Raw genomic sequence first — 9,365 nt, forward strand, 5'->3', positions numbered from 1 at the left:
TGTTTCGGCGGGAAGCTGGGTAACGTCGGTGGCGTGCAGCTGACTTGGCGAAATGGATTGGACAGCGGGGAAGCGACCGAGGTCATGGACCTGCTCGAGAAGACCGAGGCGGCCGACGGGGTGGCCCCGGTCGGCGAGCACGTGATCCTGCGCCTGAAGGCGCACCGCGACGTCACCCACCAGATCGAGCCGGTGCAGGCCGACGTGCGCTCCGAGCACTTCGTGCTGCGGGACGCGGGCAGCCGCCTCATCGGGTACGCGCACCTGGACACCGAGCACGAGAAGTCCTCCGGTCAGCTGGTCGCCGAGCTGGCGGTGGACCCGGACCACCGTCGGAAGGGGGCGGGGGCTCGCCTGGTCGAGGCGCTGCTGGACCGCGCCGAGCTCTCCGTCGAACCCGCCCCGGACACCGCCAAGCTGCGGATCTGGTCGCACGGCGAGCACCCGGGCGCGGTGCGGCTGGCCGAGCGGTACGGGTTCAGCCGCCCGCGTGAGCTGTGGCGGATGGGCCGGGACCTGTCCGAGCCGGAGCTGCCGCCGGTCGAGCTGCGGGAGGGCGCGCACCTGCGCACCTTCCGGCCGGACCGCGACGAGGCCGCCGTGGTGGCGGTCAACCACCGGGCGTTCTCCTGGCACCCCGAGCAGGGCGGCATGACCGAGCAGGACCTGCGGACGAAGGAGCGCGAGGACTGGTTCGACCCGGCCGGGTTCTTCCTCGCCGTGGACGACCGGGACCAGCTGCTCGGGTTCCACTGGACGAAGGTGCACCCCGACGGAACGGGTGAGGTGTACGTCGTCGGGGTGGACCCCGACGCGCAAGGCGGCGGGTTGGGGCGGTCACTCACAGTGGCTGGATTGCGACACCTGAGCGACACTGGCTGCCGCCAGGTGATGCTCTACGTCGAGGCGGACAACGCCCCGGCCGTCAAGGTGTACCAGCGATTGGGGTTCGCCAAGTGGGACGTGGACGTGCAATTCGGACGCTGATCGTCCGGTGCGGTGAGTCACGAACACCACTCGGATTCGCACTCTCGTTCCCCCGAAGGTTTGTGCGTCTGCTTACTAAGCGTGCCTTGTTCACCTCTCGTTCACCTGGATGGCGAGGGCCGTCCACCACGGCTCCTTAACGTCCCTGGCGAGCGGCAAAGAGCACGGGCCGAACCTGGTCCAGCCGCACATCCGCAGGTCTCCGAGTGGAGGAACGAAGTGAAGATCAAGCGGCACAGCGCTGCGTTCGCCGTCCTCGCCGCGGGCGCGCTCGTGCTCGCGGGTTGCGGCACCGACCAGAACACCCCGCAGGGTGGCGGCAACCCGGCGCTGGACGCGCTGCAGCTCGAGTGCGGCACCAAGCCGGTCTCGGGCGAGGGCTCCTCGGCGCAGAAGAACGCGGTCGACGTCTTCGCTCGCGACTACGGCCTCAAGTGCCCCGGCCAGAACGTCAACTACACCAAGTCGGGTTCCGGCAAGGGCGTGGCCGCCTTCACCGCGGGCCAGGTCGACTTCGGTGGCTCCGACTCGCCGCTGAACGAGGAGAAGGGCGAGGTCGCCAAGGCCGCCGAGCGCTGCCAGGGCAACCCGGCCTGGAACCTGCCGATGGTCTTCGGCCCGGTCGCCATCGCCTACAACGTCGAGGGCGTTGACGACCTGACCCTCAACGCCGACGTGATCGCCAAGATCTACCAGGGCCAGATCAAGAAGTGGGACGACCCGGCGATCAAGGCGCTGAACCCGAACGCGCAGCTGCCGGCCACCGACATCGTGCCGTTCTTCCGCTCGGACGAGTCGGGCACCACCGAGAACTTCCAGAAGTACCTGGCCACCGCCACCGGTGGCGCGTGGACCGGCAAGGGCAAGACCTTCCAGGGCGGTCCGGGCGTCGGCCAGGGCCGCGAGGGCAGCGACCAGGTCTCGCAGTCGGTGAAGGCCACCCCGGGCGCCATCACCTACGTCGAGTGGTCGTTCGCCAAGAACCTCCAGCTCGGCCAGGCCAAGATCGACAGCGGTGCCGGTCCGGTCGAGCTGACCACCGAGAACGTCGGCAAGGCGATCGACGGGGCCCAGATCCAGGGCGAGGGCCACGACCTGCGGGTGGACCTCGAGTCGATCTACGGCAACAAGCAGCCGGGCGTCTACCCGATCGTGCTGAACACCTACGAGATCGTCTGCTCGAAGGGCTACGACCCGGAGACCGCGAAGTCCGTCAAGGCGTTCCTGACGGTCGCGGCCAACGCCGACCCGCAGCAGCTGCAGGACGCCGGCTACGTGCCGCTGCCGGAGGGCTTCAAGACCAAGGTCACCGAGGCCGTCAGCGCCATCTCCTGAGTAACCCGGGTCGCACCTGACTTGGGCGAACAACGGGTCGAATCTACGAAGTGAGAGGCTGCAAACAGCAGTGACCGACTCGACGAGAGCCGATCTGCGCCCCGCGGACACCGGGACCGGTGCCCCGCGGGGCGCTTCGGCGCCTAGTTCCGGACCGGAGGCTCCCATTTCCGCTCCCGACACCTCCGCGGGCAAGACGCACCGCCTCGGCGACCGGGTGTTCTCCTCGATCGCCACCGCCTCCGGCGCCTTCGTGGTCGCCCTGATCGCGGCCATCGCGATCTTCCTGCTGATCCGGGCGGTCCCCTCGTTGCAGGTCAACGAGGTGAACTTCCTGTTCAGCCGTGAGTGGGACACCCGCGACCCGAACAGCTTGAGCTTCGGCATCCTGGACCTGGCCTGGGTCACGGTGGCCAGCTCGCTGGTCGCGCTGATCATCGCGATGCCGCTGTCCTGCGGGATCGCGCTGTTCCTCACCCGCTACGCCCCGCGCAGCCTGGCGCGGCCGTTCGCCTACCTCGTCGACCTGCTGGCCGCGGTGCCGTCGGTCGTCTACGGCCTGTGGGGCTTCCTGGTCCTCGGGCCGGTGCTGCGGCCGGTGGCCCTGTGGCTGAACGAGTACCTCGGCTGGATCCCGATCTTCGCCGAGGGCAACGTGCGCCCGATGGGCCTGGGCACCGACATCTTCACCGCCGGGATCGTGCTCGCCGTGATGATCATCCCGACGATCACCGGCGTGACCCGCGAGGTCTTCTCCCGGACCCCCAACCAGCAGATCGAGGGCGCGCTCGCGCTCGGCGCCACCCAGTGGGAGGTCGTGCGGACCACGGTGTGGCCGTTCGGCCGCAACGGCTTCATCGGCGGCTCGATGCTGGGCCTGGGCCGCGCCCTGGGCGAGACGATGGCGCTGACCATCATCCTCAGCTCCACCACGGCGGCGCCCGGTTACAGCATCTTCGACGCCGGTGCCACCTTCGCCTCCAAGATCGCGCTCGGCTCCGCGGAGTTCAACAACAACATGCAGGTGGGCGCCTACATCTCGGCCGGGCTGGTGCTGTTCGTCATCACCTTCGCCGTCAACGCGATCGCGCGCTGGATCGAGAGCGCCAGCGGTAAGGGGAAAGCATGAGGACCGACACCGCTGACGTGGAGCAGCTGGCCACGCCACCGGCGTTCCAGCGGATCAGCTTCGCGCGCAAGTTCAAGAACAACCTGGCCACCACGTTGTTCGGCGCGGCGTTCGTGATCGCCGTGATCCCGCTGCTGTGGGTGCTGTGGACGCTGCTGGAGCGCGGCCTCAAGCCGGTGCTCAGCACCACCTGGTGGACGCACTCGTTCAACGGCCTGCTGCCCAACGACTTCGGCGGCGGCATCTACCACGCGCTGGTCGGCACCCTGCTCGAAGGCCTGGTCTGCCTGGTCATCTCGGTGCCGCTGGGCATCATGGTGGGCGTCTACCTGGTCGAGTACGGGCGGCAGTCGCGGTTCGCGAAGGTCGCCACCTTCATGGTGGACATCCTCAGCGGCCTGCCGTCGATCGTGGCCGGCCTGTTCATCTACGCGCTGTGGATCACCACCTTCGGCTTCACCCGCAGCGGCTTCGCGGTGGCGCTGGCGCTGCTGCTGCTGATGATCCCGGTGGTCGTCCGGGTCACCGAGACGATGCTGCTGATCGTCCCGGACGAGCTGCGCGAGGCGGCGTACGCGCTCGGCCTGCCGAAGTGGAAGACGATCATGAAGATCGTGCTGCCCACCGCGCTGTCCGGCATCCTGACCGGGGTGATGCTCGGCCTGGCCCGCGTGCTGGGCGAGACCGCACCGCTGCTGATCCTGGTGGGCTACTCGGCCTCGATCAACTTCAACCTGTTCCAGGGCGAGCTGGCCTCCCTGCCGCTGGCCATCTACATGGAGCGCAGCACCGGCACGGTGGCCGGTGACTACCGGATGTGGGGCGCCGCGCTGACCCTCGTGGTCGTCATCATGCTGATCAACCTCGTCGCGTCGCTGCTGTCGAAGCTGTTCGCGATCAAGACGAAGTAGGGACCGGAAACATGGCCAAGCGCCTCGACATCAAAGACCTGAACCTGTACTACGGCAAGTTCCACGCCGTGCAAGACGTGACCCTGCAGGTCCCGGCCCGCAGCGTCACCGCCTTCATCGGTCCGTCCGGTTGCGGCAAGTCGACCGTGCTGCGCTCGCTGAACCGGATGCACGAGGTCATCCCGGGCACCCGCGTCGAGGGCAAGGTGATGCTCGACGGCGAGGACATCTACGCCAGCGACGTGGACCCGGTGCAGGTGCGCAAGACCATCGGCATGGTGTTCCAGCGGGCCAACCCGTTCCCGACGATGTCGATCCGGGACAACGTGGTGGCCGGGCTGAAGCTGGCCGGGGAGAAGAACAAGAAGAAGCTCGACGAGGTCGCCGAACGCGCGCTGCGCGGCGCGAACCTGTGGGAAGAGGTCAAGGACCGGCTGGGCAAGCCGGGCGGCGGCCTCTCCGGTGGTCAGCAGCAGCGCCTGTGCATCGCGCGGGCCATCGCGGTGCGCCCGGACGTCCTGCTGATGGACGAGCCGTGCTCGGCGCTGGACCCGATCTCCACGCTGGCGATCGAGGACCTGATCTCGAACCTCAAGCAGGACTACACGATCGTCATCGTCACCCACAACATGCAGCAGGCGGCGCGGGTGAGCGACCAGACGGCGTTCTTCAACCTGCGCGCGGTGGGCGCACCCGGCCAGCTCGTCGAGATCGACGAGACGGGCAAGATCTTCTCCAACCCCACCCAGAAGGCCACCGAGGACTACATCTCCGGCCGCTTCGGCTGATCGGTCCGCGCCTCAGCGCCCTCGACTCAGGTGAAGGGCACCTTTTGTCGCACAGCCGACGAGAGGTGCCCTTCGTCCTTGGCGTGGGCGCCCAACTTGGTGTGTGCCGGGGCACGAGTCCTCCCACCCCGGCCATCCGTCCACTGCGGACTGACTCCGGGCCCCGCGATTCCAATGGAGATCGGACGTCTGATCCCCGGTGAAACCGCGGGGGTCCGGTCGGGAGGTCAGGCGGCGGCGGCTTCGTCGGCGATCGCCGAGATGAAGGCGCTGGAGTCCTTGGGGTTCAGCGCCCGGGTGCAGACCAGCTCGAAGGCCTTCAGGTAGTCCGCCGTGTCCCCCGCCTTGTCCAGGAACCGCGAGTTCGCCGAGTCACCCAGGTGCACCACCTGCGGGTCGGCCTCCTCCGGGAACGAGAACACCGAGATCCGGTCACCCATCAGCGGGTGACCGCCCACCCGGAACGGCAGCACCTGGATCGTCACGTTGCGCCGGTAGCCGAGCAGCACGAGGTGCTCCAGCTGCTGGCGCATCACCCCGGGTCCGCCGACCGCGCGCCGCAGCGCCGACTCGTCCAGCACCGCCCACAGCTCCAGCGGCTGGTCGCCGACCAGGCGCTGCTGGCGGGTCGCGATCACCGCGAGGCGCTCCTGCAGCTGGTCCGGGGTGTGCTCGTGCGCGTCCGCGGTGAGCAGGGCGCGGCTGTAGTCCGCGGTCTGCAGCAGCTCCGGCAGCGGGTCCGCGCCGTAGCAGCTCACCGCCTTCGCCGCCGTCTCCAGCCCGAGGTAGGTCTGCAGCCCCGGCCGCTGCGCGGTGCTCGGGTACTGCTGCCACCAGCCGCGCTGCTTGGAGTCCTGCGCGAGGTCCACCAGTGCGGCGAGCTGCTCGGCGCCCGCCCCGTAGAACTCGGCCATCAGCCGCACGTCGGAGGTGCGGACCGGGACCCGGCCGAGTTCGATCTGGCTGATCTTGCCCTGCGAGCAGTCCAGGTGGGCGGCGACCTCGCGGTGCGTGCGCCCCGCCAGTTCGCGCAGCCGCCGCAGCTCGCTGCCAAGCCGTCTTCTGTGCACGGTCGGACTCTTACGCACCGCGCACCTCGCCCACCGCGGTTCGGTACGTTCTCACCCGAACGAGGATGGCACACCGCGATCACAGCATCGACTGCTGAGACCGAGTATTAGTACTTCGTTGGTCACAGCCGCGGCGACCTGCGGGAACGGCTCAGACGTTCGGCATCTTCCCGGTAACGATGAACACCACCCGGCGGGCCACCGACACCGCGTGGTCGGCGAAGCGCTCGTAGAACCGGCCGAGCAGCGTCACGTCCACCGCGGCGGCCACGCCGTGCGACCACTCCGGGCTCATCATCACGGTGAACAGGTGGCGGTGGAGGTCGTCCATTTCGTCGTCGTCCTCCTCCAGCCCGCGCGCCGACTCCACGTCCTGGGTCTGGATGACGGTCCGCGCGCGCCCGGCGAGCTTGACCGCGATCCGGCCCATCTCGGCGAAGTACGGCTGCACGTCCGGTGGCAGCACCGCGTTCGGGTGGCGGCGGCGCGCGGTCTTGGCCACGTGCAGCGCCAAGTCGCCCATCCGCTCCAGGTCCTCGGCGGTGTGGATGGTGGAGATGACCGTCCGCAGGTCACCGGCGACCGGGGCCTGCAGGGCGAGCAGCCCGAAGGCGTGCTCCTCCGCGCGGGCCCGCGCCTCGTCGACCTGCACGTCCTCCTCGATGACCTGTTCGGCCAACTCCAGGTCGGCCTCCAGGAGTGCCTTGGTGGCGCGCTCCATGGCGGTGCCGACCATGGTCGACATCGAAGCGAGTTCGTCGGCGAGCTCGCCGAGCTGTTCCTGGTAGACCTCACGCATGCTACCCAGGGTACTTCCAGCGGTAATCGGACAGAATGACCCGTGGTGAACCGGCGGTGAACACGCCATGAGGAATTTTTCGCCAACCACCCGGTGGTGAGCGCGGGTGGTCGTCAGGACCACCACCCGCACTCACGAGGGCGGTATCACCCGCAGAGGTCGGTACCGGCGTTCACCGTGGACAGACCGGTCGGGGCCGACGGCTCCTCGGGCTGGGTCGGGTCCGCCGGCTGCTGGCGGAAGCTGGTGCCACCGCCGCTGGGCATGTTCTGCGGCGTGTCCCCGGTGTTGATCGGCTGGTCGTCGAGGATCGCCTGGAACAGCGCCTGGGTGTCCTCCTCGCGCAGGACCTCCATGCCTTCCTCGTTGGCGTAGCCGGTGGTGGGCACGGTGATGAAGGTGACCCGGCTGGGGTCCAGGCCCTGCAGCTGCTGGCCCAGGTCCATCAGCCGGTCGACGCCGATGTTCTCGCCGAAGGTGTTCGCGCTGACCGCCTTGACGAAGTCGCTCAGCTTGCCCGGGTCGAGCAGTACCTGGCTGGACATCGTCTTGCGCAGCAGCGCGGACAGGAACAGCTGCTGGCGCTGCATGCGGCCGTAGTCCGAGGTCGGGTCGCCCTCGACGTGCCGGGCGCGCACGTAGTTCAGCGCCTGGTCACCGCTGATGTTGTGCTTGCCCGGTTCCGGGATCACGGTGCCGAGGGTGCTGTCGATGATCGGCTTCTCGGTGCAGATCTCCACGCCCTGCACCGCGTCCACCATCGACTTGAAGCCGTTGAAGTCGATGCCCAGGAAGCTGTCCACCCGCAGCCCGGAGATCTGCTGGATGACCTTGGTGGTGCACAGCGGACCGCCCACCGCGTACGCCTCGTTGAGGCGGACGTCCTGCCGAGCCGGGGCCTGCTGGCCGGTGTACTGGCCGGTCTTGGCGTCCCAGCGCTCGCAGGAGGGCATGTCGACCTGCAGGTCGCGCGGGAAGGACACCAGCACCACGCGGCTCCGGTCGGCCGGGATGTGCGCGATCATCGTGGTGTCCGAGCGGGCGCCCTGCGTCTCGTCCTCGGTGCCCACGCCGTCCTCGGGCTTCGCCCCGGCGCGGGTGTCCGAGCCGACCAGCAGGAAGTTCTGGTCGCCGGTCTGCTTGGCGACCTCCCTGATGGAGTCGGAGTTGGGGTCCAGCGCCGCGATGGACGACGGGCCCCAGAACGTGGTGGCGCCCCAGGCGAAGCCCAGCGTCAGGAACACCGACAGCGAGGCGGCCACCGCGACCGCCATCACGATCAGGTTGGTGCGCCGCTTGCGCTGCTTCTTCTTCCACTCCATCCGGGACTGCCCGTCCCGTCCTTCGTGGAAGTCGAAGGGCATGTCGGTGCCGAGCTCGGGTTCCTTGCGCTTGCCGAGCAGCCAGGAGAACTTCTTGCGGCGCGCTTCCTCCTCGGCGGCGATCTCGTCGTGCACCGCGGAGAACCGGGCGAGCGTGGCGTCGATCTGCTTGATGTCCGCCTTGCGGTCGTCGTGGTCGTCGTCGCCGTCCTCGTCGGACTCGAGGTCCTCGTCCAGCTCGTCGAAGTCGTCGAACTCGTCGTCGTCCTCGACCAGGTCGGCCAGGTCGTCCGGGGGCGCGACGATGGCGGTCTCCTCGGCGGCGTTCGCCGGGGTGACGGGCTTGGCGATGGTGGTCTGCTGGTCCTCCGGGTTCAACCGGGAGACCACCGAGGTCGCCTCGGCGCGCGGTGGCGCGGGCGGGACCGGCGCGTGCTGGGTGGTGGCCTCCAGGTCCTCGTTCACCGGGGGCGGGACGGGGCGGTTCGGCGCGGGGCGGCGCGGCCGCCGTGGCGGGCTGGCCGGGGCGTCCCCGCCCAGGGCCTGGTTGATCCGCGTGGCCTCGGCCCCGCGGGTCGGCTCGACCGGGGCACCGCCGCGCGGCTCGACAGGAGCGCCGTTGCGCACGGGCGGCTCGACGGGAGCACCGCCGCGGTTGGCCGGCGGCTCGACAGGAGCGCCGCCGCGCGGGGCGGCGGGCGGCTCGACCGGGGCACTGGGGCGGTTGGCCGGGGGCTCAGCGGGTGGGCCACCGCGCGGCGCACCGTTCAGCGGCGCCTCCATGGGCGCGCGGGGTGGTTCCGGCGGAGCGTCCGGGCGTGCGCCGCGAGCGGCTGCACCACCGGCGAAAGCAGCTGCGGCGCCACCAGCCGGGCGGCGGTTCGGCGGGGGCGGGGTGTCCTGGCGTCGGCGGGGCTCGCCAGCGGGTGCCTGCGGGGGGCGCGGGTCGTGCAGTTCGCGGACGCCCAGCGAGCGGCCTGCGGCGGCGAACTCCAGCGCCAGCGTGTTGCCCTGCTCGCGCCGC

Annotated in this window: 8 protein-coding genes; 5 read left to right on the forward strand and 3 right to left on the reverse strand. The window is 69.6% G+C overall.

Translation table 11 applies throughout. The features are described 5' to 3' along the window. Positions 1–33: 33 nt before the first annotated feature. From mshD to pstB, 5 genes are all read left to right on the forward strand, one after another. On the forward strand, positions 34–987 hold the full coding sequence (mshD, locus tag ABT324_RS26820) for a mycothiol synthase (RefSeq protein WP_502949801.1): 954 nt from the start codon (positions 34–36) through the stop codon (positions 985–987). Between the two features lie 219 nt (positions 988–1,206). Beyond that, positions 1,207–2,322: a phosphate ABC transporter substrate-binding protein PstS gene (gene pstS, locus ABT324_RS26825; protein WP_351183048.1), complete on the forward strand. Its 1,116-nt coding sequence runs from the start codon at positions 1,207–1,209 to the stop codon at positions 2,320–2,322. Between the two features lie 166 nt (positions 2,323–2,488). Continuing rightward, positions 2,489–3,451: a phosphate ABC transporter permease subunit PstC gene (gene pstC, locus ABT324_RS26830; RefSeq protein ID WP_351183065.1), complete on the forward strand. Its 963-nt coding sequence runs from the start codon at positions 2,489–2,491 to the stop codon at positions 3,449–3,451. After that, the gene (pstA, locus tag ABT324_RS26835) at positions 3,448–4,362 is read left to right on the forward strand and encodes a phosphate ABC transporter permease PstA (RefSeq protein ID WP_351183050.1); all 915 of its coding nucleotides are present in this window, start codon (positions 3,448–3,450) and stop codon (positions 4,360–4,362) included. The genes pstC and pstA overlap by 4 nt, the downstream gene beginning before the upstream one ends. 11 nt (positions 4,363–4,373) lie before the next feature. After that, positions 4,374–5,150, forward strand: coding sequence for a phosphate ABC transporter ATP-binding protein PstB (pstB, locus tag ABT324_RS26840; protein WP_351183052.1), 777 nt, complete (start codon positions 4,374–4,376; stop codon positions 5,148–5,150). Between the two features lie 227 nt (positions 5,151–5,377). Here the strand turns inward: pstB and ABT324_RS26845 are convergent, their stop codons facing one another. From ABT324_RS26845 to ABT324_RS26855, 3 genes are all read right to left on the reverse strand, one after another. Continuing rightward, positions 5,378–6,220, reverse strand: coding sequence for a helix-turn-helix domain-containing protein (locus ABT324_RS26845; RefSeq protein ID WP_351183054.1), 843 nt, complete (start codon positions 6,218–6,220; stop codon positions 5,378–5,380). Between the two features lie 151 nt (positions 6,221–6,371). Next, positions 6,372–7,019, reverse strand: coding sequence for a phosphate signaling complex protein PhoU (gene phoU / locus ABT324_RS26850; protein WP_351183056.1), 648 nt, complete (start codon positions 7,017–7,019; stop codon positions 6,372–6,374). A gap of 146 nt (positions 7,020–7,165) precedes the next feature. After that, positions 7,166–9,365: LCP family protein (locus tag ABT324_RS26855; protein WP_351183058.1), on the reverse strand; the 2,200-nt coding region annotated here is incomplete at its 5' end.

Source organism: Saccharopolyspora sp. NPDC000359 (genome assembly GCF_040300525.1).
In the GTDB taxonomy this organism is placed as follows: Bacteria; Actinomycetota; Actinomycetes; order Mycobacteriales; family Pseudonocardiaceae; genus Saccharopolyspora.